This is a genomic window from Methanospirillum hungatei JF-1, assembly GCF_000013445.1.
Lineage (GTDB): Archaea > Halobacteriota > Methanomicrobia > Methanomicrobiales > Methanospirillaceae > Methanospirillum > Methanospirillum hungatei.
Window position 1 is genome coordinate 1,899,160 of record NC_007796.1, and the last position, 23,246, is coordinate 1,922,405.

The following is a 23,246-nucleotide window of genomic DNA, read 5'->3' on the forward strand; positions in this document are numbered from 1 at the left end:
TCCAAGGCAATAATTGATGCAAATGATAAAGAATACAATGAAAATTAGCAATATCCCGGCTACCCTATGGGGCGAAAAGAGCAACAAACTATTCATTGCCGTTCACGGAAATCTATCTCATAAGGAAGATACCGTCATCGAACTTCTCGCAGATGAGGCTACTAGGAAGGGGTATCAGGTCCTGAGTTTTGATCTCCCGGAACATGGAGACCGGAAAACGGAAGGAACTCCGTGTAAGGTGCAGCATTGTGTCCAAGATCTCATAGAAATCGGGAGATATGCTCAGGAGAACTGGAATGAGGTATCGCTCTTTGCCTGCAGCATGGGAGCATATTTCAGCCTGTTAGCTTATCGTGATATTGAACTGAAAACAGCCCTTTTTCTCTCTCCGGTTGTTGATATGGAACGAATCATCAGAAATATGATGATGTGGTTTCAGGTAACTCCAGAGCAGTTGGAAAAAGAAGGGACGATAGACACCCCGGTCGGTCAGAAGCTGTATTGGGATTATTACTGCTTTGTGTTAGAGCACCCGGTTGACAGATGGAATGTTGATACCCGTATCTTATTTGGAGCAAAAGATAATCTGGTCGAATTTGATACGATACATAAGTTTACCGAAATATTTCCGTGTACCTTGGAAATTATGGATGATGGAGAGCATTATTTCCATACGGATGAGCAGTTAGACGTATTCAAACAGTGGCTGGAAAAGAATATTGAGTAGAATATTGCATGGTATAGATAAAAATGGAGATATTAGAGTTGGGGGGATCTCCATTCCCAAAACCAATATCGTGAAATCTCTCAATAATTCTTTCACCATACCGGATAATGAAATGGTTTTCATGGTGCCTGATTTTTTAATGACGTTGCTTGTAAGTTCAAAACCTCTTTTCACATCCATTCATTCGCTGAAATATCTAACGTTTGAGGGTATATCAGCCACATAATTGCCGGGTTAAAACAACACAATTAAATGATAACATAGAGAATAGTGACGTATGGGTTATTGTAGACAACTTGGAATTTTCTGTTCATTGGTTCTGGTTTTTTGTACCGGATTCTGTTCTGCTGCTGAATCATCCTCCGCGGTTATCTATATACAAGGGAGCGATAGTGCAATCACGAACGGATCAGATGGAATGATAATAACAGTAAAGGATGTCATTCCCTATTTCCATATTACCGATGGCAAGGAAAGTAAATTGGTTCCGTTAGAGTCCCTTACCGATATTACCTATCCCGTACAAGCAGTAGTTAATCTTTTTAATGCTGAAAATAAAACCAATTCAGTAATTCAGGTCTTAAATCTGGCTTTATCAGAAGATAATAAGGTACTCACGCTGAATGTTAACCCGCTTGAGTTTTATGATGGCGAGATGCTGAAATCCCTAGCCAATGGGCTGACACCACTATCAGACGAGAAGATCGGTGAATACAATCGTGCCGGTATTTATTTAGAGGCAGTCTGGGAGGCACCTTCAAATGCTCTGAATTGCGTCCCCTGTTTCTGTTGTGATTTTGGAGGAAGTGGAGAGTGTGGGGATATTTGCACATGTTGCACGCCTGCATGATGTTCCCGGTAATTCGGTAGGGAACCATCTCACCCCTTTACTTGGAGATGGTGTAATTGGTTTCTGTTCTTCTAGCGAATAAAATGCCCTGTGTTTTACTGTTATTTCTCCACGGTGATATCTATTCATATTGAATGATAAACAAAGGGACTTTTTTTAAATTGATTCTTAAGGTTAAATTATCGCTTTTTCAAACTCATCCAGGCTATTATCTAACCGGGTAAGGAGTTCAGATTTCTCATCTTCAGGCAGAAAACTATATTTGATACTGTTCCTGTTTATCTCTTTTATCTCGTCATATGACACATCCGGATGATTCAGAGTGAATATAACATATTCCTGGGTTAAATTCGTACATTCAACACCCGGATCATCAGTTGCAAGGATAACCGGGACATCATTGGCAAGATAAACTGCAACAGGGTGTTCAGGCCCACTGATATTAAGAATCTGTTCATTACTGGTCAGCAGGATCTCAACAGGAATATCCTTCTCTCTCATAATAGCAAGGGTATTTTCAAAGCCCTCTTCCTCCTGGATCGCAACCCCATGACCGATTCGGGAGGCATTCCCGATGGTTATAGCATCAGCGATATGAAACAGGAGATCCTTTTTTTCTGCAATCTCTCCGGTTAATTCTCCGGCATGAAGCTCGATAAACACATCCGGGTATACCGAATGGAGATAGGCAATCATATCCATGTGAAGATGATAATCATCTGCAGAATACGGGGCAGCCTCATCCCCGACCAAAGTGATACCGGAAATTACGGGTGATTTGTTCGCAATCTCAAATGCCTGGAGGAGGTCAGTGAAAACCTCCTTTTTCGGATAGAATCTGAGAGCCTCATAGATATACCGGGTGGTAACGTTTTTTCCATCCGGATGAGAAAGTTCCCCGGAAATCTGATCATATGATGAGTGTTTGGCAACTTTTCGTTCAACTATTTCTGCAAGACCGGCATGCAGGAGATCATCTCTGAGCTGAGACAGGTTATCATCCCAATCGACCGTGGATAATACCTTCCGGACATCGTCCCCATTTGTCTGCGATGTCATCAGTTCCAGATAGAGTATATTCTCATCAGCAGCCCGGTCGCGAATGGTAGCAATTACATCCCCGTCATAATACGTAACAGGATCAATGAGATCAAATGTGTTGAAAAACCAGTCATGTCCAGACTGGTTAGTAAACGGAAAGTCTTTCATCGTCCAGAACCTGACAAGATCAGAATACAATGTGGAATTATTATATGCATCAGAAACCGGAACCAGATGCTGAGTGTTCGTGTAATTATACGGTTGTCCGGTCACCAGATCCACGAGTTGACCATCATCCGGATTTACGAATAATCCATGCCGGACTGATATATTGATGATATCATCCGGATGCATCGCTCCTGATGCATGAATATGGATATCACCCCCTTTTGGCATCTTCTTAAAAAATATCATGAGGTCATCCGGATTTTTCCGGATAGTCTCAAAATATGTCGAGATTACAGTACTCTGATAACCCGCATCAGAAATGTGTACCGGGCATGAATCCTGACTCCCTGTCAGAAAAATTCCGCAAAAACCGAGGATAAGAATAATAAGAACAGTATTTCCTTTCAGCACACTCATCAAATAAATCCACAAATTTTGGGATTCTGAAGGTATGAATTATTCGAAGTAGTTGTAATACTGTTCCTGTAAAAAACCGAAAATTTTGGTACGATTAGATGGAAGAAATTGAGGCTGGAAATTTATCCTGAATTGATGATCCGTAGGTTTTTTCGTCAGAAGAGAGATTTCCTTCAAGATAACCGGAGTCATATTCAAGAAGGTCCATAGGAACATATACACCCGAAATTCCGGACTCATCCTGATAGATATACAGGGTGTAATTGGGAGAGGACCAGGTTCCGTTCCATACATATACTGATGCTGTTTCGACATCGGTCATGTCCTCTGCAGCCCCAAAACTCATACACAACATAGAAAAGGCCAAAAATATACCGAAAATACCCATAGTTTTCATACACAATCACTTGTTTCCAGGCGATGGGTTATCATATGGGGGGATAAAGGTGTCGAATTTTACAAAAGATAGATGCGGATAGGTAAGCAACAAAAGTAGGTTACTTAGCTTCACGAATCAGGATACAGGTTTCGGCCATCCAATGTTGATAATTTCGATCTGACCCATGAAAAGACCTCTACTGCCATTAAAAGTGCATTTTCATAATCTTCTTCAGAAACCGGATCATAATCACCCGGATATCTTGTATTAACGGCATATTCTGTAAGAGCTGATCCTGCAAGAACGGGTTGTGGAATAAATACCCCGGCATTATGGAGCAATCTGAATAAATTCCCGATATTATGGGTCCGGGGAGATTCAATATCCAAGGCGATGAGAAGACCTTTGAGAGATTTTTCCGCAGTCTGCTGACAATCGTAACAGAGATCCTCAAATAAAATTTTTTCCGTAACTCTGCCTAGTCGAGCCCGGTAAAGATTACTCTCTGCCCGGGTCATCCAGTCCTTAACAATTTCCCGGTTTTTCATAGAGAACCTTCCCCGATTGGGCAATCTCCCGATAAATAAGATGAGGGTTATTTTTTTTCTTCTGAAAAGAATCAGGCGTTTCTATCAGAATATCAACAGGTGCGTCCGTATCCCATAAGAGTTGATATAATTGCATTGATAGTTTTCTTCTTTCCTGAACATCCGATTTTAAAATACAAATATCATAATCACTATAATCATTGGCGGTTTCTGTTGCTCTGGATCCAAAGAGAATAATCGAATCAGGATCAACAGCTTCCACGATTATCCTGATAATATGTGAGAGAACAGAATCGTTCATTATTGTATCCTATGAATGATAATTATGTATATGATTGTATTGTTGAAAAAGGGTATGGCTTTTCTGGTCTCTTTTTTATACAGTCAAATTTCCATAATTTCCGTCACCGTCCCTCTTATCAATAGAGAGTTTTTCATACACTTTTTTCAATAATCACAACGAATAATGAAAAATTTTTCCTCGGATGAATGATTATCAATCTGTTCATCAGTCACTTAAAATACCTATCAAAACTCATGTATGATTCCAATTACAGGAAGCAGTTCCATGAAAAATAATCTTTAATTTGCTCTGATTATCTCGGTTGCTCTGTGTGTATTAGCCGTATTCGTATCGGCCAGTCTTTCGCATACGGATGAACAATCGGAAGGACTGGAACACTCATCCCCATAGTCTCATTCAATGACACACCGGTTCAGTATGGAGAAGTGAATGGAGTAACCCTCGGGTACCGGGAATTTGGATCAGGAGAACCTCTCCTGATGATTGAAGGTTTTGGGGCAACCATGGATGACTGAGGTGAGACGGTCATTGGCATTCTTGCCTCCAAATACCATGTGTACATGTATGATCACCGGGGAATGGGATACAGCAGTGATAGTGATAAAGCCCCCTCAATGTCACAATATGCGGAAGATGCTGCAGCCCTGATGTCTGCACTCGTACATGAGCGTATGCATGTATATGGGGCTTTTATGGGCTCCTCGATATCCCAACAACTGGCCATAGACCATCCTGACCAGGTACAGAAACTGATCCTTGATTCCAACACCTATAGTCTCCTTATTCCTGAAACAAAAGTCCTGCATAGTATAATTGAGACGGTGGGAGGCAATACTTCAGAGCCGCAGGGACTTCGGAATGAAGCACAGGCCAACCTTGAATGGAATGGATCATATGACGGACTTTCAGGAATGAATACGGATGTTATGCTTGTTGTCGGGACTGAAGATGTCCTGACTCCGGATGAGCTTTCTCTTCAGATTACCGGACAAATAAATGGTTCCTGGCTTGTGCGGTTTAAAGGTCTTCCCCATACCGGATACCATCAGGCACCGGTTCAATACGGCCAGAATGCCCTGAATTTCCTTGCTATGAATCAATCGCCCGTATGATAACGGGAAAAAATTATTTTTTGTGGAGTTTTATTGTCGGGATGAACTTCATCTCCCCCTGACCCACCTGGACAGTTCCGGTCCAGTCCTGATACCCATCCAGACGAACGAGCAGGGTATGGAGTCCTGTCCTGACAATCAGGGAATCAGCCGGTGTCTGCCCCTGTTTCACTCCATCCACGTAAATATCTGCACCAGACGGTTCTGAATAGACCCGAACCATCCCCGATGGTCCAAGGGAAGGTTCGCTATTCACATTGATGAATGCTGTTTTTCTGACCGCCCCGCCTCCTGCAGGCCCTTTTACTTCAAGTGAGACGGTGTATCTGCCGATCCCCTGGTAGATGTGGACCGGATTCTGTTCGCTCGAATCGGTCCCGTCTCCGAATGTCCAGTGCCAGGAAGACGGAGAGCCATCCGAGATATCGGAGAATGTAACCTCCAGCGGCGGAGTTCCAGAAACCGGTGTCGCCGTGAAATTGGCAGATATAGAAGATGGGCCGGTTGCCGTGATATACCCATCATAATCCGCAACTCCCCAGAAATCAACGACATCGGTCTTGGTATCGTAGATGTTGTAGATAACCACGTGGAGCAGGAGTTTCACGTCATACGTGCAGGTTTGTGCATATGTGTACACCGGGTTCATTTACTTAAAAAACCGAAAATAATTTGATTTTTTTTCAGACTCCCCCATGGGATATAGAACTCTCATCTGGAGAAAAAAGCCGTCCTGGAAAATTTTTCCTGCGCTAACGATACAGTAAGTTTATTGATGAATATCTCTTCTGATCCGGTTTATGGTATGAATCCCCCTCATCTGATCAGGAAGGAATATCAAACCACTTTTTTTTTGACAAGATTCATGAGAGCACCTCCTTGTGCCAAGGCCATGGTTGCGCCACAAATTGCTCCAATCACAAGGTCAGTTTTTAATAATTCCTTTACCCATTCAATTGATCGGATGTGAGAAGGATCTGCCCATGTTTGAGAAACCGGAAGGAGGAGGAGATTTCAAGCAGCCGGATTAATCTCATTTATAGAGATTTCTGGTTCTAGAACCATACCTCCCATAGTTGTTACCGGGTTTTGATAGCATCCACAAAGAACAAGATGGTATGATATTCCCTGTTTGCAATATTGCCCTGATCCTAATTCTGCAAAAATATATCCCGGTTCCCAGTCAGCCATTTTGTCCGGGACATAGAGGTACATGATTCGTTTCATAATCTGCGTTCATCCCTTTTCTCTGAATACATAAAAACATATGACATTCAAAAAAGTGGATTATGTCATATAATTTCCCTCTTACATGTTCTATTGCGATTTTTTCATGATGAAATACGTATATCCATACTCTTTTGAATATTTCCGGAAGATGTTCATCTCCATCTCCAGTCCCTGGATGATGAACTGTGCATCCTGATTCCCGGCATACTTTTCTTTGAGCATTCCAAGCCGGGCAGCAAGAGGATTGTAATAATGGGTATACCAGCCGGTATCAGGAAGCCGGAATGACCCAACTAATGAATACCCCTCTGCCCGTATCATCTCCTCTGCTTGTGCCACGGTTGGCATATCTGGAGAGATCTCATGCATGAACTGTGCACATTCTTCTGAAGGAGAATCGGTAAACCAGGTACAGTCAGAGATCATCATGTACCCGCCCGGTTTTAGGAATTTCTTCCACGTCTGCAGGGCCGGGAGAATACCAATGATAAACGCTGAACCTTCTGCCCAGATGATATCAAATGACTTTTCATCAAATGGCAGATTATCCATTGAAGCCCGACGGGTCGTAATTCTCCCGTCAAGTCCGGCTTTCTGTGCCCGGCGGGTGAGATCATCCAGAAACGGCTGATGGAGATCTGTAGCAGTAATCTGACAATCCGGACAGATCCGGGCAAGAGTCAGATCCTGCATACCGGATCCACACCCGATATCCAGTATCTTCCCCCGTTTGGCATCAGGAGGAAGAAAAGAGAAGGCAAATGCTGTTGCTTCGTCAAGACCCGGACCCTGCCGGGGCAATCCTTCAAACATTGAACAGATAAGTGTTACATCCATGGGGGAACACGTTGGAATGAAGATTTCAAATGCTTTCTGATCCATTCCGGATGAAATATCCAAAAACTATAATTCCGACGTATGAACCAGGCGTAGAAAAACCGGATATCCCAGATTCGAGAAAAACATATTGATTCATTTCGTATAAAATGGTGGCTATCAGATCACACCCGGTCATCAGCCATCTCATAACAGCAATACCGGTGATCCTGCCATAGCCATTCACAGGCCAGCACAGCCGGAACAAACATGGGTTTATACCGGATTCTGATGCGGAAACGCTTTTTCGTCCGATCCCGTACTGCTCTTTTCCCATGAGCCTGCTGATGACAGGAATGACAGAGAACACGAAGATTTGACGCGGTTGAATCTCCCCCTTCCGAGAGCGGGATTATATGATGCACTGAAAGATCACGCTGTTCTCCGCATATCTGGCATCGGTACCCATCCCGCTCCAGTATCTGCCTGCGGATAACATTCCAATACTGTGGCCGTCTTCCCCTGATGGATGCATGTTCCTGCTCAACCCATGAATAAAAAAGATCCCTGCACTGGGAAGAGCAGCATGAATCAAAGGAGTGTTCAGAATCAAGAGGCATTTCACACCAGCGACAGAGCCCGGTGTGGTTCAGGACAGACTCACCGGATTGATTCATCCAAACAGTAAATCAGCATGAAAACATATAGTGTTTTCTATGAAGCAATGAAGCAATGTGAAGATATAGAGAGATATGATGATATCATAGGAACTATAGTCTCATGACCAAACCCCTATCTGCATGGAGGTACATGGAAAGCATACCATGAATCAAACCACCCGTTCATGCACGAAAATTACAGTATCTGATACCGATGCATCTTCCCTGTACCCATCTTCATATCAGGATCATATTCCTGAACCGGACGTCAGACACTCAGCAGGGAGGAGAATCGAAGACCATATCAGCTCATATCCGAAGGCCTCCCTTGCCTGGGAGTTATTAATAAAAGTCAGCCACATATCCGTCCTCTGGGACATGGCAGCCTTTACGACCACCGAACGACTCAGGATGAATGACCATGGAAGGATCCATGCACAGGTAACTGCTGCATCTGCTCTTACCATCCTGGATCTGCTCTGTTCATCTGATATTAAACCGGATATAATAAAAAAAGGGGGAGATTTGGATGATGCGATGCTCATAGTCCTGGTAAGTGCCCTGTGCCATGATATCGGGAATGCAATTCATCGGGATTCCCACCTCTCACACTCCATGATGCTGGCCCAGCCAATCCTTGATATGATCCTGCCGGTCATCTATCCTGACCCGAAAACCGCTCTGCTTATGAGTACAGTGATCCTCTCCGCTATTCATTCTCATCACGGAGATCCGAAACCTCTGACCATCGAAGGGAGTATTATCAGTGTTGCTGATGCCAGTGACATGACAAAGGGGCGTGCCTGTCATTCGACCGATATCTCCACTGCTTCCATGCATGCAATATCCACCCTGGCAATCGATGATGTGATAATCACCAGAGGACTAAATCGTCCGGTTGAGATCCAGATATTAATGTCCCAGCTGGCCGGGATGTTTCAGATTCATGAAACCCTGATACCAAAGATACATGCAGGGTTGTTAAAAGAACACATCAATGTCTATATTCCGCTTCAGGACCAGTACATCTATTAAAAACTCGAATGTGTGAATGAATTATCTCCAATATGATCAGGAAACCTGTGAAATAGTATGTTCAGAGGACCGGCGAGTTAACATTCATCAGAAAACTTGTACGGAACTGATTTGGGTTCAAAAAAAATAAATTGAATCATGACAAACGTGTTTAAAAATGAACCCAATTGTATTTTTGATTTCATTCCTGCCGTGGATCCTTTTCGGATTATTTGCCGGCCATTCACTGCTTGAACTTGAAACTGCTCTTATTATCTCTTTAGTTATTTCGGTTATCGTCGGATACCGGGACATGCGGGACAAACTTATAGTGCCCTGGGTAACATTCTCCTTTTTTGTGGGAATGGTCATCGCCCTGATAGTCCTTCAGTGGTATAGTATCATCCCGTATATTGGAATTGCATCCAATATTGTGCTCACGGGAATTGCATTTGGAAGCCTTGCAATTGGTATTCCCTTTACCATCCAGTATGCAAAACGGGATGTCCCCCGCGAACGTTGGGAAAACCCGGTTTTCATCCATATTAATAAAATTCTCACCGCATTCTGGGGTATTCTCTTCTTCCTGGGATTACTGCTGAGTGTATACAAGTTCTTTTATCCAGATACGCTCGGGATATTCGGTGATGCATACATGTGGATTTCCATCATCGTCGGGATTTTTTTCACCATGAAATACCCGGCATATGCGAAAAAAAGAAGTCAGACATAATTAAAATTCAGAAAAAAATCCGGTCATGGATTAACCATTTCAAGTCTTTTTTCCGATACCATCGCAGAGGAACCCGCTGCCTGCATGACCTGCTCCAGGCCTGTGAAGTAATCTCTTTCTAATAACAAGCAAAAGAGAGAAAGGGCGTCTATGTCGGGCCCTGGCTGGCTGGTTAATCATCCTCAATGATGTCAGGAAACAGAATATCAGCAATGATATGGGCAGGGAATAGGAAGAGCCAGAAATAGAGGGCGAAAGACGGCCTGATAAAAGAGAGCGGAATTGAGAGGAGAAAGATACTGGGACTGATATAATTCTTTATTCTTGTCAGTCTGACAAAATCCTCTGGCAGATCCTTATTGATATGCAGATATCTCCGTGATGCATAATGCCAGATGAAACCTAGTAAAATTCCTGGAGCAGCATATCCGAATGCAGCAATGATTACCGCCAGCTGGATATGTCCATACTCATTGATGAGTTTCGTGACAAACGGCATCATGATGATGAACAGCAGGAAAAACGTATTCAGCCGCATCAGAATACCGTCATAGCCGACAATAAATCTGAAAATCCGGTGATGATTTGACCAGTATGCTGCGGTGATGATAAAGGTCAAAAAAAAGTAGAGGAACCGGGAGTATTCATCAACAAGTCCCTGGAGCAGAAGTGCATCCTGTTGTTTCTGCAGGTCAGGAACCACCAGATCAATTGCCAGAAGTGTGAGGGAGAATGCAAAGACCGCATCACTAATTCCGATAATACGGTCCAGCCCTCGTCTTTCGTAATAATCACTTCTTTTCATGCATCCTTCCTGTTTATGAGAGCAGCATACCGACAATCACACCGGCAAGGGCGGCAGCAAGGGCAATTCCCATCGTTTCCGCAACCGTCCGGACAGGACTTCTGTTGCTTATCCGTGCCCGGCCTATTCCAAGGAGCAGAAGCAGCACTGCAGTAACCACGATACAGATGATCCAGGCGGTGTGCATCGGGAATAAGACAAAGGGAATGACCGGAGTCAGACCGGCAAAGAGATCTGACAGAAACATCCAGATTGAATGGATAACCGGAGATGTCTTCTGCCCTATGGTCTTCTGACTGGCAGCGATTGCGATCTCTAATCCGGATATGGTGGCAGGGTTTTTTGAAATATCTGCATGAATGAAGTTGATGGTCTGTTGTGAGAGGCCTGAATTCTGAAGCAGCCCCATCAGGTCCGATACCGCCCCTTCCGGGTTCTTGTTGATGGCTGCAATCCGCTCCTGGTTCTCTTCCTCTTCTTCATCACGCTCGGATTCAATCTCCATGAAGCAGCCGGCCATCATCGAGACCGATGCTGCAATGGCTCCGGTGGCACCGGCAAGAACGACCGCATCTGCAGAGTCCGCTCCTGCAGCAACACCAAGGACCAGACCCAGAATGGAGACCGTCCCATCTGACATCCCAAAGACCACTTCGCCATATGAGGCGGCCAGCGATTGTTTAATACGGGATATAAACAACCTTTCCGACATGATAATATATCCGTTTCAGGGTTGTGGGTTATCGGGTAAAATACCTCTTTTGTCGTATAGCATGAATGGAAAATTGAAAGGATCAGACCTCATGAACCCTTATTAGCCCTCTTACTGATGTGCCGTTCCTTCGGAAGGCGTCACGAGCAACATGAGGAATAACCCGGCAAATGATATGAGCATACCAAACAGGAATGCAAAATCAAAGGCAAAAACCAGATCTGATGGTGGAATGAGATGAGAAGAGACCTCTGCAATCTTTGGTCCTGCTGCAAGAATTGCAATGAATATGACTGCAGCAACACCAAGTGTTGACCCCAGATTACTCATTACCCGCAGGAGACCTGATGTTGCCGCCCGGTCAGATACCGATGACTCATTCATCAGTGCAGTGGTGAGCGGGGAGAATGCTATTCCAGTCCCGGCACCAAGCAGCATAAGATATAACCCAATGTACCCAATCCTGGTATCTGCAGTGATTGTGGAGAGGAAAAACTGGGCGATTGCACAGAGTGAAAACCCAACCAGAATAGGTTTTTTTGTCCCGATGACATCTGCCATTTTCCCAGATATCGGTGCGGTCAGGATCATGCCGACCGGCAGGGCAAGGACAATAAGACCGGTTGTATCTGGTGGAATAGCCCTGACAATCTCAAGATAGAACGGCATAATCACCAGCACTCCGGATATCCCCATCTGGACAAGAAGTATTCCGACACTCTGCACAGAATAATTGCGATTTTTAAAAAGAAAGAGATTTATCAATGGTTCTTTTGTTCTTTGCTCCTGCACTATGAAGAGTGCCCAGCATGCCAGTGAGAAAATGATGAAAGCACTCCCCATCACCGGATTATTCTTTTCGATTGTGGTCAGTCCGATTATGAGCAATGAAAGTGCAATAAAGAACAAAAGAATCCCGGGAACGTCGAGCTTTGCATCAGGAAAAAGAGGCTCTTTGTGTGGAAGGATATAGTATCCAAGGATTATCCCAATTATTCCAATCGGAATATTCACTCCAAAGATAGACCGCCATGAGAACGCACTAATATTCAAGAGGGGTCAGATTCTGTCCCGCAGGCATAGTATTCACCAAACAACATGTACGAAACAATGGAAATAGTTTACCACACGATCAGGTGATCAGATCATCCATCTGTTTTATAACAGATTTCATACAGAAAAAGAGACCATAGGATATATTCAATCCGAAATTTTCATTTGTGATTGTTGATGGAATGATTATGTACATCTGACGCACACGAATTTTTCCCTACGAAAATAAAATCGGGAATGATTTATACTATTTATCTAATTTTAAATTTTTCAGATGTTTTAAGAGAGTACACCATTCCATTACTTCCGCTATACTCACTGAATATATATAGTCCACGAGAAAAATACACAACCATGGTAGACCGGAGGCTAATTCCATTTATTCTCCTTATTCTGATGGGTTTTATCCCGTCAGGACTTGGATGTACCACCTTTGTTGTCACTGATGAAGCATCAGAGGATGGTTCCACGTTTGTCGGACATTCAAATGACGGGTTCGGGGTGGGTCTCATAGGCCACGAGATCCGGGAGGATATGGTTTCGTTTCGTCATATCATCGCAAAAGATCATCCAGCTGGGGCAATGAGACCGGTTGTGTATGATCCCAACAGTGGAGGGGAGTTCCTTGGCGAGGCGCCTTCATCAGACACTCAAACGATTATCATCGGTGAGATTCCCCAGGTAAACCATACGTATGCCTACATCACCGGCAGTTATGGTATTATCAACGAACACCAGCTCATGACTGGAGAATGCACGGACTATGCAAAAATTCATCCGGGGGCAGAGAAGGGGAAACGCATCTTTTACAGTTCTGAACTCTCCAATATCGCACTTGAACGATGTAAAACCGCAAAAGAGGCTGTCATTCTTATCGGAGAACTGATCGACACCTATGGATATTACGGGACCGGTGAGACCCTCATCTTTGCCGACCCATCAGATGCCTGGGTTATCGAGATGTGTGGCGGTACCCCTGACGGGACCGGGGGGTACTGGGCTGCCCAGAGAATCCCTCCTGGGGAGATCTTTGTTGCCGCAAATGAGTTCAGGATTCGGGAACTTTCTGAGGATAATCCTGACCAGATATTTGCGAAAAACCTCAAGGATGATGCACAGACGATGGGCTGGTGGAAACCGGAAGATGGCCCACTTGACTGGGCTCAGGTGTTTGGTATCGGTGAATATTCGCATCCCTATTACTCTCAGGGCAGAGTATGGAGAATTTTTGACCGGCTGGCTCCATCGTTAGGTCTTTCCCCCTATGTTGAAGGGCCGTTCTCAAAAGCATATCCCTTCTCAATAAAACCTGATTCCCCGGTAAATATCACGAATGCACTCTCTATCTTCCGGGATCACTATGAAGGGACGGTATACGATCTGACTGCTCCCCCTGCTGGCGGTCCGTTCGGAGATCCCTACCGGGTATGGGGTCCGTATGATCTCCACGATGCTCCCTACGAAGGACAGTTAAAACCAGGATCCTGGCCACGACCCATATCTACTGATCCCTGTGGATACTCCTACATCTGTCAGGGCAGGGCAAATCTCCCTGATCCCATCGGTGGTATCTGCTGGCTTGGCATGTCTTCACCCGCAGAGACATGTTATCTTCCCTTCTATACTGGCATATATCACTTACCAGCTCCGTACCTCCATGGCTCTCACTGGGAGTTTGATTTAAATACCGCATTCTGGCCGTATGAACTGCTTCAGAATTATGCCAGGCTCATGTATAGCAACATGGCACCTGAAATTAAGGCTGAACAGGAACGAATAGAGGGAGCTGCAATCGCAAACCAGTCGGCAATTGAGGCGAAGGCGCTTGAACTCTACAAGACAGACGAACGGTCTGCACGTGAATTCCTGACTGAATATTCCAGTGAGACAGCATTGAACGCCCTCAATGACTGGAAAAAACTTATGGGAGAGATGATCGTCACCTACCGGAACGGGAATTACAATGATGTTGATAATAAAACCATCAGTAATATCGGGTATCCGGACTGGTGGTATGAATATGCCCGGTATCAGTATGGTCCACGGGTGTATGATATTCAGGGATTAAACGCAATTCCTGACGTAAAATATGTCGGAGAAGAAGCGAATATCACAGGAGATCCAATCTCATACATCGAGAAATATCAGACCGGATAAATAGAGAGATCATTATGCAGAATAATGAAAAACCTATTATTTTAAAAGGAATCACAAAAGTTGAAGGATATGCTGAAGGAGAAGCTCTGGTTACCTCGAGTTTTTTAAGCCATCTGGTTAATGCAGTCAATTCTGACGGAGTTATCAGAATATTTGGCCATCCTCTCGTGGGGCAGTCATATGCCGGGAAGATTGTGGTATACGACACTGACAAATTTTCTACCGGAGGTGCATGGGGCCTCTATTTCAAGGCAAAAGTAACTAATTCAGCTCCAAAGGCTCTCATCTGTCGGACGGTCCATCCGATCAGTATTGGTGGTGCCATTGATGCCGGGATTCCTGCAGTGGATTCCTTTGATGTTGACCCATGGACCGTTATTCAGACCGGTGATTATGTGAAGATAACTGCACCAAAAGCAGGAGATGAAGGGATTATTAAGATTTATCCGAAAGATCCTGCACGGCGGGCAGAACTGGCAGAATTAAAATCCTTACCAAAAAAAGGGTGGGAAAAAAGTGACATCTCACTTACCCCCTATGAACAGGAGATGCTGGCCGGAAAGCATGGTAGACCAAAACAAGTAGCCATGGAACGGTTGGTGAAATTTGCTGAAGGGATGGGATCAAAGCGTATGGTGCCGATATGTTCCGCCCATCTCTTTGATGACCATCAGAGTCGTGATTATACCGTCGGGGCATGGCCTGCATTTGAAGAGTTCGCGAGTATGGGGGCTAAGGTAGTAGTGCCGACCACTGTTGAGAGTACAGCCATGGGAGATGATCTTGTCGATGATAAAGGGATGCCCTGGCACTATTCCGTTATGGCCCCGGCCAGGGAAGTGTTCAAGGGGATGGTTCCGGTCCATGAAAACCTGAAGAACATGGGTGCTACGGTGATCCCGACCTGTATCCCCTATGCCCACCTGGCCCCGCCAAAATTCGGTGAATATCTCGTTACTTCAGAGTCGAACGCTGCTGCATACAGTAATATTATGATTGGAGCGAGGGTAAACAGGGACCCTGCGAACATGGTTCTCTATGCTGCAATAACCGGTGTCATGCCTGAATATGGGGTCCACCTGCAGGAGAACCGGATCGGTCAGATGATCTTTGACGTAGACCCTGCCGTGGTAAAGGAACTTGATGATGTCGGGGACTATGTGGCACTTGGCGGAGCGATCGGATTCCGGGCTGGTGACAGGGTACCTGTTGTATGCGGCCTTAACCGAATGACAAATGCTCAGGCAAAGGCATTTTGTGCCTGTGTATCTCCCGCATTGACCTACCCCATGATCCATATCGTCGGCATCACTCCTGAAGCAAGGACGATTGAAGAGGCTTTCGGAGGGGAGATCCCAAAGGATGTTGAGCGTGTACGTATCACCAAATCAGATCTTGCGGCGGTATATCAGAACCTTCGACAGACGGAGAAGACCAGTATTGATGCAGCGGTTATCGGTTGTCCGTTTCTGATGTTTGAAGAACTAGCGGATATTGCTGGAATGCTGGACGGGCAGAAGGTATCCGCACCTCTCTGGCTTTACACCGACTATGTGAATTACAGTGCAGCGAAAAAGGCAGGTATCCTCGAGAAGATAGAGGCCAGCGGAGCACGGGTCGTGCATTCATCCTGTCCGGGGATGGTCGTCAGGGCACCTGCAGATGCGGAGAAACTTGTCTTTGCCACAGACAGTCTGAAAGTTGCTATGCTCTTTGCCGGTATAGGCTGGCCGAAGAACTGGCTTGGAACACGAAAAGATGTCATCCAGGCAGCGATAACTGGCACGTATGTTCAGAATAAGTGGCTGAACTGAGTACTTCCTTTCCCAGGGCCAGGATACATTAGGGATGTCTATAAACGATTAGCAAAGAAACTGGACGAATTGCCACAGGGGTTCCCCTCTACCGATACAGGTGTTGAGCTCAGGATCTTACAGCACATCTTCACCCCTGAAGATGCAGAGATGGCACTTCAGATGACGCCGGCTCCTGAAACCGCAGAACAGGTAGCCGCAAGACTTTCAAAACCGGTTGAAGAGATCCGTGCAATGCTGGATCAGATGGCAGAAAAGGGACAGATAGCCTCACTAACGATAGGGGGACACCAGGTCTACCGGTTCATTCCTTTTGTCATTGGGATCTATGAATTTCAGCGTAAAGAAAGATTAACGAAAGAACTTGCCGAACTTTTCGAAGAATACGGGCCACATCTTGCGGGGGCTACAGGAGGTCATGCCCCTCATATCGCTCGTGTCATACCGGTCAATGCTGCAATTCCAACCGATCTTCAGGTGCTCCAGCAGGACGATATCCGTCAGATCCTCAATAATGCCAAATCATTCAGGCTTCAGGACTGTATCTGTCGGAAGGAGAAGAAACTTCTGGGAGATCACTGTAAACATACCATCCATAACTGCATTCATTATTCCATGGAGGAGAATGCCTTTGATTACTTCAATCCGGAGGGTGAGATCATCACCAGGGAAGAGGCATTTCAAATATTAGAACAGAACGATCAGGAAGGGCTGGTTCACACAACCTATAACATAATGAATGTTCAGGGGGCTTTCTTTGTAGTTGTTGTTCCTGCAGTTGTGCGATGATACGGGCTCTGAAGGAGTTCAAGGCCCCATATATGATAGCGAAAAGCAATTATATGGCCCAAATCGATGAGGATGCCTGTATTGCATGTGGGATCTGCAGGGATGAACGCTGCCCGATGGATGCGATAGTTGAAGAAGACGGAGAATTTCAGGTTTTAAATGACCGCTGTATCGGGTGTGGTGTGTGCATAATCACCTGTCCTTCCAAAGCAATTACCCTGATTGAAAGACCTGTGCAGGAGCGGGATCCGATTGCGTCTGATATCACAGAATGGGGAAAAATGCGAATGACAAATCGTATGCTGGATGAACAGAAGATCCAGGGTGTTCCGAAATGAAGAGATGAAGAGATCAATACCGAAAAATATTTTATCATAGAATACAATCACAAGCCTGCGAATTATTCTGGTAATTTGCGGTATTTCGCCGGAAATTTAGGAATACTACCACCAGTACTACATTTTTTATTGTATTTTCCATGCGTGATGAAACATCCTTTTTCCTCTGGGTTGATATATTAAGGAATGAGCCCTATCTTAGCGAAGAGGTATTTAGTAGAGGACTTTACAGACACGTTCGATCTTATCGGAGATCGACTATCAAAATCCCTGATTCAGGAGATTCTATCAGAGTATGAAGAGATAGGGGCTGATGATCCAGATAATTTTCCAGTATCTTTTGACTGCGAGAGTTTGCTTACTCTTCTTGGAGAACATGAAAAAGCCATTAGATGCCTTGATCAGATACAGTGTGATTATGGAAAAGGGATGCGGATGCTCAGATATGCCTCCCATTATGCAGGTTTAAATGACATTGAAGGTGTGAAAAAATCCCTTCATCCGCTCCTTACCAATCCCACAGATGAACATGAAAAAGAATGTGCATTTATCGCCGCAGGCCGTATTGGGGATCGGGATTTGGCAGTCCGGTTATGGGAAGAACTTATCAGGGAGAAAGGACTTGGAAACCAGAGAATTACTAATGAAGTAATAGGAAGTCCGGATGCTTTCAACTGTCTTTCCCACCTGCAATTCCGTGAATGGTACGAGGGAATTCACCTCCTCTATCGGTATGATATCAAAGAAAACCGGGATATTGAACTATGTGCCCTGGTATCTCTGCTTCATTATCAGATCGGAATAATTTATAATACCATCATCGATATGATTCAGAATACCGGCCCGTATGAGTCATTCACCGGGCTTGTCGTCGCCATTGCTGTTTCAAGTGGAACCCATTCCTGGATCACTGAATTTCGGGATATTGCAACTATTGATGAACCAAAAGTGTATCACGAACTTATCCTGAATCTTGAGGGAGTGCGCAAATACCTGGCGTTCTTTACCATAGGTGAGCGGTTACTTACGATGTCCACATCAGGTTCCAAGCCTGATAAATCGTCCATATACAAACTTCTCCGTGATACCGGCGGGGATATGTACCAGGTTTTTACTCTTCTGGAGTTATTTACCAGGGTAGCGGATGATGCTGATTATGTACATCTTCTGGATATTGTGCTGCAAATGGAACCAGATATCGCACGAAAAACCGTGATACGAAAAGAGATGGAGGGATTTCTCGGACCACAGCCTCCATTTGACTATGTATAGGGATACTCAGAAGAAAACCCGAACTTTTTTTGAGCAGCCGAGTTTGGTTACTGCGAATACGAACATGTCAGTCAGGAATATAAGAGGATATCTTCCAAGAGGATATTATTATGGAAGAACATAGTACAACTATGGATTTTAGCCAGTTGATTCGTCTCAATATGAGAATTATTGGGACAGTACAACGGGTAGGATATCGTCATATTGTCCAGAATATTGCGCGAAAACATAATATCACCGGCACTATTGAAAATCTTGAGGGCTATGATGTCAGGATCGTCGCTGAAGGTACCAGAAAGGATCTTGAAGCGTTCAAGCAGGCAATAAAAATATCTGAGTACCCCATACTGGTAGAATGTATTGAGTCCAGCGAAGAGCCATATCTCGGATGTTTTTCATACTTTCAGGTCATTCGGGGATCTCCAGAAGAGGAACTGGCAGAACGGTTTGACTCAGCAATCGCGATTTTTTCACGAATGGAGAGAAAACAAGACCAGGCATTGGAAATGCATAAGGAGTCCATTGGCCTGCAGCAGGAAACACTAGGACTTCAGAAGGAAACAATTTCATTACAGAAGGAGACATTAGGACTTCAAAAGGAAACATTAGAACTTCAGAAGGAAACATTAGAACTTCAGAAGGAAACAATTTCATTACAGAAGGAGACATTAGGACTTCAGAAGGAAACAATTTCATTACAAACAGAGACTGTTTCTCTCCAGAAAGAAACCCTTGAGGAGATCAAAGGTACCAGATCAGACCTTGACAAAGGTTTCAATTCCGAACTTCGTGAGATGCGTGAAGAACTCAGAGAAATTCGGAATGCCCTCATACATGCAGGAATTATGCAAACCGTGAAGTCCTAACAGGGATTAACTCTGATAAGCAGGGTTTAACGTTTTAAATTTTTGCAAGATAGTCTCCATTGAATAAACACGGCAAAACTCAATCCTTTCCCCTTTCGTTCACTTATACCATCTCTCCGATAATCAAAGCACTATTCTTAATGCACAATCCTGAATACCTGTACGTATGGCCTACCATGGTGATCTTGATGCATGGTACAATACGGGATATGCATTGAAAGAACAGGGTAAATATGTGACAGCATGACCTGTGGAAGAAAATTATTCAGAATAGGATACGTGTATCACGTTCTTCCAGAAGAAGGGGTGGTGACGATGAGGAAAAATGAATTCTGGTAGATATTATTCACCTGATTATTCCCGATGCATCACCTTCACCCGGTCTCCAAGTTCTCTGATTATTTTCTCTACCCAGATATCCCATACTACCGGTTCAATGGGAACCTTTTCTGCGATCTCAATGCCCAGTTCATCATCCCGTTCCCTGACAACTTGTAAAATAACACTGCCAGGTGCATACCCTTCCGGCACAATCCCGTCAATATCACCGTCGGTAATTCCAAGAACCGGTATGCCCCGGGAACACCCGATATGACCACAGATTGAGGTTGTGTCATCTCCGATGGTGACAAGGCCGCAGATATCAGGATCAAAGGCTCCAAAACAGGCCATGGCAGAGTGATCAATGACGACAACATGTCCCTCCTGCACCTTCTGGGAACCTTTCTTAGGCCGCGATATCCTGATATTTCCACTTTTACACCAGGCTTTCGAGACATCCGGACATCCAAACCGGATGAGTTTTTCAACTCCGTGATCTTTCAGTTCAATTCCGGATACTGCCTGAATGGTCCCATCCTGAAGTGATATAACCGCTTCTTCACCGGTTGCAAAGCCGATGATGATCCCATTTACAAAGACCGGTTCACCAGGGAGACAACCGCCGATGACCCGTGTATCAGGAGGAGAGCTCTCATGATAATTACCTGAAACGACCGGATATCCGGTTATCTCTGACAACCATGTTGAGAGGGAGGGATCTACCACCCCCCAGGTTACTATCTGACAGGTTCCGGGATCGATAAGAATGAGCCCCCGGTCTTTGAGGTGGGAGTGGATAAGAGACCCGAACCGGTGAGCAGAAGCATTCGTTTTTGCCCGGTGGATGAGAACTGCCTGATCACTTTGGTATTCGGAAAGGATTTCACTAGGTCGTCTACCATCATAGATAACCGGGAGTCCTGATTCTTCAGCTGCTGTCCGGGCCATGACTCCGGCAACAAGAGATAAACGAGGGTGAAGGAGGGAGATAAGCCGGGCTGCATCGCCGTAGTCAAAAACATCGGCTCCGTGAAAGATGAGGGTGAGAATGTGAGTTGGAATAGAAAGGCCTCCTTGAAAACCAGGTATGTTATTATTGATAATAATCCTGAAGGTTCATCCTTGGGGTTTCTTTCATGCTATCAAAGTCAGAATCATCAGAAACTATCACTTTCACCACATAGATAAGAATTAATGAACAAGTCTGGACGTTATCCATTATTATTGGTCGTTAAACATGATTGAAAAGATGTATTTGAGGATTTTAATACCACTCATACGGGAAGACATGAGAATCAAGACAAAAATAATTCATTCGCTCCTCATGCTCCTTTTCAATTACATCTTTGAAAGGGATAGGTTTTTTCAACTTATTTTTGACAATCGAACAAAAATTTTCAAGATTTGAATCGGTGTAACGTTGTCTCATACAACCTATCTCTTTTCCCTGAAGGAAGGGAACGATGAAAGACGGAGCAGTAATGATGAATTATCCTTGCAATATGATAAATATATCAATGAGTAGGAGCACGTGGGGAGTCTGCCTTCATAATAATGAAGGTGATGCTTGTGTTTTCCGGTTTTTCAGGATACAAAAAAAATTAGAGAGAATTACCAGCGTCAATTTTCAGGGATTAATTCAGAGAACACCAAAAATTTCAATTGAATGCCAGGTTCTACTGTATAAATTAAGGGTGCACATTTTGCCATATATGCACACTTTATCAATTAGGGTAACGAATTTATGAATATGGAATCAGGTATTCATAAAGTAAACCAAAATGAGATTAAACGAATTCCCATTAAAGTTCCAACCTGGCAGGGTCTTCATGATCTAAAAGAGGCAGGGCAGAGTTATGATAACCTTATTGCCGGAATGATAAAGCGTGAAAAAGATTATCGTGACTGGCAGATGGTTATGAAGATTGATCAGTCGGGGGAATTTGAACCATTTGATGCAGAGAAAATTTTGAACGGAGACTCTGCGGAAGAGGGATAAGAACAGTGTTTATAATCCTTATTGAAAAAAAGGCTCGTGAATATCTTCAGAAATTGCCAATAAAAACCCGTCGCATTATTGTTGAGAAAATTCAGGAACTGCAGATAAACCCCTTTTCAGGTGGCAATAAGGAAAGAATTGAATATCATAAGCCTCCCGCAGTGTATCTTCTCCATATATCCCGCTCTTATACTGTATTTTACCTGATAGACGAAGAAAAAGATGTTGTGAAAATTGAAACGATAGAAACGATTGAAAAAGCCCATAAAACATACACCAGAAAATAATGATTGTGAACCATGATTTTTGATGGGATCACTAGTCGTATGCAACCGGAACTGATTTTTCCTATTGACTTCAGGCTGAGGAGTAATAACAACTCATTAAACACCTGTACGTCGACATATACTCACGAATGGGCCATTCAATAACTCCACCACTCCGGATCATTTCATGGAACTACCATCCGCTGTCCACTCAAATGTCCACACTGTTATTCTGACGCCGGGACCCGCGATGTGTCAGACCCGCTCTCAACCACCGAGGCATTTGGCATTCTTGATCAGATAAAGGCGACCGGGAATCCTGTTGTTATCCTGAGCGGAGGAGAGCCGATGATGCAGGATCTCCCTGAAGCAAAAAGTCTGGTCGCTTCCATGAAAGGAGGATGTAGTGCAGGCATCAGAGTTGTGAACGTGACCGAGACTGGTGACCTCTATCCATGCCAGTTTGCACAAATACCAGAGTTTCGAATCGGTTCAATACGGGAACAGCCATTCTCGAAACTCTGGAATGATCCTGAAAACCCGGTTCTGAAAATGTTCAGGGGAAAAAAGGAGTGTCTCACCGGAAAGCGCCGATCCTGTTCATACCTGGACCTCTGCGGGGGAGGATGCCGGGTCAGGGCATACTGGCAGTCCGGAGAATTTTATGCTGACGATCCGTTCTGTTTTATAGAAAAATGGACCACGCATAGCCCTTTCTCACGGAGGATGAACCCGAATGTTCCAGCGATGAGGAACGGTCATGATAGTATATCAGGTTGTAAAATGAATGTCATATACATGATCGATCTGTACCCCACTGCTTAACGTACCGATCCACAATCCTCGTTTGATCTCA

The 23,246-nt window shown here is 44.4% G+C and carries 26 protein-coding genes; 14 read left to right on the top strand and 12 right to left on the bottom strand.

Going from position 1 to position 23,246, the window contains the following annotated elements; all coding sequences use genetic code 11:
- Window positions 1-37: 37 nt before the first annotated feature.
- Complete coding sequence (locus MHUN_RS08750) at window positions 38-727, top strand: alpha/beta hydrolase (protein WP_239441512.1); 690 nt, start codon at window positions 38-40, stop codon at window positions 725-727.
- 277 nt (window positions 728-1,004) lie between these two features.
- Entirely contained in the window at window positions 1,005-1,577 is a 573-nt protein-coding gene (locus MHUN_RS08755; protein ID WP_011448670.1) for a hypothetical protein, read from the top strand.
- Window positions 1,578-1,751: 174 nt separating this feature from the next.
- Here the strand turns inward: MHUN_RS08755 and MHUN_RS08760 are convergent, their stop codons facing one another.
- The 4 genes from MHUN_RS08760 to MHUN_RS08775 form a co-directional block, all read right to left on the bottom strand.
- Window positions 1,752-3,032 carry an adenosine deaminase family protein gene (locus MHUN_RS08760; RefSeq protein ID WP_158498198.1) on the bottom strand — a complete coding sequence of 427 codons (1,281 nt, stop codon included), beginning with the start codon at window positions 3,030-3,032 and terminating at the stop codon, window positions 1,752-1,754.
- A gap of 265 nt (window positions 3,033-3,297) precedes the next feature.
- Window positions 3,298-3,549: a hypothetical protein gene (locus MHUN_RS08765; RefSeq protein WP_048067403.1), complete on the bottom strand. Its 252-nt coding sequence runs from the start codon at window positions 3,547-3,549 to the stop codon at window positions 3,298-3,300.
- Between the two features lie 161 nt (window positions 3,550-3,710).
- Window positions 3,711-4,130, bottom strand: coding sequence for a HEPN domain-containing protein (locus tag MHUN_RS08770; RefSeq protein ID WP_048067404.1), 420 nt, complete (start codon window positions 4,128-4,130; stop codon window positions 3,711-3,713).
- A complete protein-coding gene (locus MHUN_RS08775) occupies window positions 4,108-4,431 on the bottom strand; it encodes a nucleotidyltransferase domain-containing protein (protein ID WP_011448674.1) in 324 nt (107 codons plus the stop codon). The genes MHUN_RS08770 and MHUN_RS08775 overlap by 23 nt, the downstream gene beginning before the upstream one ends.
- Before the next feature lie 536 nt (window positions 4,432-4,967).
- Between MHUN_RS08775 and MHUN_RS08780 the strand changes: the two genes are divergently transcribed.
- A complete protein-coding gene (locus tag MHUN_RS08780) occupies window positions 4,968-5,546 on the top strand; it encodes an alpha/beta fold hydrolase (protein WP_275039216.1) in 579 nt (192 codons plus the stop codon).
- A gap of 13 nt (window positions 5,547-5,559) precedes the next feature.
- Here the strand turns inward: MHUN_RS08780 and MHUN_RS08785 are convergent, their stop codons facing one another.
- From MHUN_RS08785 to MHUN_RS08800, 4 genes are all read right to left on the bottom strand, one after another.
- Window positions 5,560-6,195, bottom strand: coding sequence for a PKD domain-containing protein (locus MHUN_RS08785; RefSeq protein ID WP_011448675.1), 636 nt, complete (start codon window positions 6,193-6,195; stop codon window positions 5,560-5,562).
- A gap of 365 nt (window positions 6,196-6,560) precedes the next feature.
- Complete coding sequence (locus MHUN_RS17550) at window positions 6,561-6,773, bottom strand: hypothetical protein (RefSeq protein ID WP_052288863.1); 213 nt, start codon at window positions 6,771-6,773, stop codon at window positions 6,561-6,563.
- 90 nt (window positions 6,774-6,863) lie between these two features.
- On the bottom strand, window positions 6,864-7,658 hold the full coding sequence (locus MHUN_RS08795; protein ID WP_011448676.1) for an SAM-dependent methyltransferase: 795 nt from the start codon (window positions 7,656-7,658) through the stop codon (window positions 6,864-6,866).
- Between the two features lie 119 nt (window positions 7,659-7,777).
- Window positions 7,778-8,269: an HNH endonuclease gene (locus MHUN_RS08800; RefSeq protein ID WP_011448677.1), complete on the bottom strand. Its 492-nt coding sequence runs from the start codon at window positions 8,267-8,269 to the stop codon at window positions 7,778-7,780.
- Between the two features lie 147 nt (window positions 8,270-8,416).
- Here MHUN_RS08800 and MHUN_RS08805 point away from each other — a divergent pair, with 147 nt between their 5' ends.
- Together MHUN_RS08805 and MHUN_RS08810 are read left to right on the top strand one after the other, a co-directional pair.
- A complete protein-coding gene (locus MHUN_RS08805) occupies window positions 8,417-9,286 on the top strand; it encodes an HD domain-containing protein (protein WP_158498199.1) in 870 nt (289 codons plus the stop codon).
- Between the two features lie 157 nt (window positions 9,287-9,443).
- Window positions 9,444-9,998, top strand: a complete 555-nt coding sequence (locus MHUN_RS08810) for a hypothetical protein (RefSeq protein WP_011448679.1) — start codon at window positions 9,444-9,446, stop codon at window positions 9,996-9,998.
- A gap of 172 nt (window positions 9,999-10,170) precedes the next feature.
- Here the strand turns inward: MHUN_RS08810 and MHUN_RS08815 are convergent, their stop codons facing one another.
- The 3 genes from MHUN_RS08815 to MHUN_RS08825 form a co-directional block, all read right to left on the bottom strand.
- Complete coding sequence (locus MHUN_RS08815; RefSeq protein WP_011448680.1) at window positions 10,171-10,803, bottom strand: TMEM175 family protein; 633 nt, start codon at window positions 10,801-10,803, stop codon at window positions 10,171-10,173.
- Window positions 10,804-10,816: 13 nt separating this feature from the next.
- The gene (locus MHUN_RS17555) at window positions 10,817-11,515 is read right to left on the bottom strand and encodes a VIT1/CCC1 transporter family protein (RefSeq protein WP_011448681.1); all 699 of its coding nucleotides are present in this window, start codon (window positions 11,513-11,515) and stop codon (window positions 10,817-10,819) included.
- Window positions 11,516-11,626: 111 nt separating this feature from the next.
- Entirely contained in the window at window positions 11,627-12,568 is a 942-nt protein-coding gene (locus MHUN_RS08825) for an MFS transporter (protein WP_011448682.1), read from the bottom strand.
- A gap of 354 nt (window positions 12,569-12,922) precedes the next feature.
- Here MHUN_RS08825 and MHUN_RS08830 point away from each other — a divergent pair, with 354 nt between their 5' ends.
- The 6 genes from MHUN_RS08830 to MHUN_RS08855 all read left to right on the top strand — a co-directional run bounded on the left by MHUN_RS08830 (window position 12,923) and on the right by MHUN_RS08855 (window position 19,804).
- Window positions 12,923-14,725: a dipeptidase gene (locus MHUN_RS08830; RefSeq protein WP_158498200.1), complete on the top strand. Its 1,803-nt coding sequence runs from the start codon at window positions 12,923-12,925 to the stop codon at window positions 14,723-14,725.
- Window positions 14,726-14,739: 14 nt separating this feature from the next.
- Window positions 14,740-16,539: an aconitase X gene (locus MHUN_RS08835; RefSeq protein WP_011448684.1), complete on the top strand. Its 1,800-nt coding sequence runs from the start codon at window positions 14,740-14,742 to the stop codon at window positions 16,537-16,539.
- Window positions 16,540-16,608: 69 nt separating this feature from the next.
- Window positions 16,609-17,328: a hypothetical protein gene (locus tag MHUN_RS08840; protein WP_011448685.1), complete on the top strand. Its 720-nt coding sequence runs from the start codon at window positions 16,609-16,611 to the stop codon at window positions 17,326-17,328.
- On the top strand, window positions 17,325-17,666 hold the full coding sequence (locus MHUN_RS08845; protein WP_011448686.1) for an ATP-binding protein: 342 nt from the start codon (window positions 17,325-17,327) through the stop codon (window positions 17,664-17,666). The genes MHUN_RS08840 and MHUN_RS08845 overlap by 4 nt, the downstream gene beginning before the upstream one ends.
- A 186-nt stretch (window positions 17,667-17,852) precedes the next feature.
- Window positions 17,853-18,938 carry a hypothetical protein gene (locus MHUN_RS08850; protein ID WP_011448687.1) on the top strand — a complete coding sequence of 362 codons (1,086 nt, stop codon included), beginning with the start codon at window positions 17,853-17,855 and terminating at the stop codon, window positions 18,936-18,938.
- Window positions 18,939-19,048: 110 nt separating this feature from the next.
- Window positions 19,049-19,804 carry an acylphosphatase gene (locus tag MHUN_RS08855; RefSeq protein ID WP_011448688.1) on the top strand — a complete coding sequence of 252 codons (756 nt, stop codon included), beginning with the start codon at window positions 19,049-19,051 and terminating at the stop codon, window positions 19,802-19,804.
- Window positions 19,805-20,158: 354 nt separating this feature from the next.
- Here the strand turns inward: MHUN_RS08855 and MHUN_RS08860 are convergent, their stop codons facing one another.
- The gene (locus MHUN_RS08860) at window positions 20,159-21,232 is read right to left on the bottom strand and encodes a DUF2117 domain-containing protein (protein ID WP_338040857.1); all 1,074 of its coding nucleotides are present in this window, start codon (window positions 21,230-21,232) and stop codon (window positions 20,159-20,161) included.
- 643 nt (window positions 21,233-21,875) lie between these two features.
- On the opposite strand from MHUN_RS08860, the gene MHUN_RS08870 reads away from it, so the two are divergent.
- The 3 genes from MHUN_RS08870 (at window position 21,876) to MHUN_RS17560 (ending at window position 23,215) form a co-directional block, all read left to right on the top strand.
- The gene (locus tag MHUN_RS08870; protein ID WP_048067931.1) at window positions 21,876-22,124 is read left to right on the top strand and encodes a hypothetical protein; all 249 of its coding nucleotides are present in this window, start codon (window positions 21,876-21,878) and stop codon (window positions 22,122-22,124) included.
- 53 nt (window positions 22,125-22,177) lie between these two features.
- Window positions 22,178-22,411 (top strand): type II toxin-antitoxin system RelE family toxin, encoded by a 234-nt coding sequence (locus MHUN_RS08875; protein WP_239441513.1) that lies wholly within the window; start codon window positions 22,178-22,180, stop codon window positions 22,409-22,411.
- A 231-nt stretch (window positions 22,412-22,642) separates the two neighbouring features.
- Complete coding sequence (locus MHUN_RS17560) at window positions 22,643-23,215, top strand: SPASM domain-containing protein (RefSeq protein ID WP_052288867.1); 573 nt, start codon at window positions 22,643-22,645, stop codon at window positions 23,213-23,215.
- The last annotated feature ends 31 nt before the right edge of the window (window positions 23,216-23,246 follow it).

Coding starts and splice junctions, on each gene's coding strand:
- MHUN_RS08750 (WP_239441512.1), top strand. CDS start 38: ATGAAAATTAGCAATATCCCGGCTACCCTATGGGGCGAAAAGAGCAAC.
- MHUN_RS08755 (WP_011448670.1), top strand. CDS start 1,005: ATGGGTTATTGTAGACAACTTGGAATTTTCTGTTCATTGGTTCTGGTT.
- MHUN_RS08760 (WP_158498198.1), bottom strand. CDS start 3,032: ATGATATTTTTTAAGAAGATGCCAAAAGGGGGTGATATCCATATTCAT.
- MHUN_RS08765 (WP_048067403.1), bottom strand. CDS start 3,549: ATGAGTTTTGGGGCTGCAGAGGACATGACCGATGTCGAAACAGCATCA.
- MHUN_RS08770 (WP_048067404.1), bottom strand. CDS start 4,130: ATGAAAAACCGGGAAATTGTTAAGGACTGGATGACCCGGGCAGAGAGT.
- MHUN_RS08775 (WP_011448674.1), bottom strand. CDS start 4,431: ATGAACGATTCTGTTCTCTCACATATTATCAGGATAATCGTGGAAGCT.
- MHUN_RS08785 (WP_011448675.1), bottom strand. CDS start 6,195: ATGAACCCGGTGTACACATATGCACAAACCTGCACGTATGACGTGAAA.
- MHUN_RS17550 (WP_052288863.1), bottom strand. CDS start 6,773: ATGAAACGAATCATGTACCTCTATGTCCCGGACAAAATGGCTGACTGG.
- MHUN_RS08795 (WP_011448676.1), bottom strand. CDS start 7,658: ATGGATCAGAAAGCATTTGAAATCTTCATTCCAACGTGTTCCCCCATG.
- MHUN_RS08800 (WP_011448677.1), bottom strand. CDS start 8,269: ATGAATCAATCCGGTGAGTCTGTCCTGAACCACACCGGGCTCTGTCGC.
- MHUN_RS08805 (WP_158498199.1), top strand. CDS start 8,417: ATGAATCAAACCACCCGTTCATGCACGAAAATTACAGTATCTGATACC.
- MHUN_RS08810 (WP_011448679.1), top strand. CDS start 9,444: ATGAACCCAATTGTATTTTTGATTTCATTCCTGCCGTGGATCCTTTTC.
- MHUN_RS08815 (WP_011448680.1), bottom strand. CDS start 10,803: ATGAAAAGAAGTGATTATTACGAAAGACGAGGGCTGGACCGTATTATC.
- MHUN_RS17555 (WP_011448681.1), bottom strand. CDS start 11,515: ATGTCGGAAAGGTTGTTTATATCCCGTATTAAACAATCGCTGGCCGCC.
- MHUN_RS08830 (WP_158498200.1), top strand. CDS start 12,923: ATGGTAGACCGGAGGCTAATTCCATTTATTCTCCTTATTCTGATGGGT.
- MHUN_RS08835 (WP_011448684.1), top strand. CDS start 14,740: ATGCAGAATAATGAAAAACCTATTATTTTAAAAGGAATCACAAAAGTT.
- MHUN_RS08845 (WP_011448686.1), top strand. CDS start 17,325: ATGATACGGGCTCTGAAGGAGTTCAAGGCCCCATATATGATAGCGAAA.
- MHUN_RS08850 (WP_011448687.1), top strand. CDS start 17,853: ATGAGCCCTATCTTAGCGAAGAGGTATTTAGTAGAGGACTTTACAGAC.
- MHUN_RS08855 (WP_011448688.1), top strand. CDS start 19,049: ATGGAAGAACATAGTACAACTATGGATTTTAGCCAGTTGATTCGTCTC.
- MHUN_RS08870 (WP_048067931.1), top strand. CDS start 21,876: ATGGAATCAGGTATTCATAAAGTAAACCAAAATGAGATTAAACGAATT.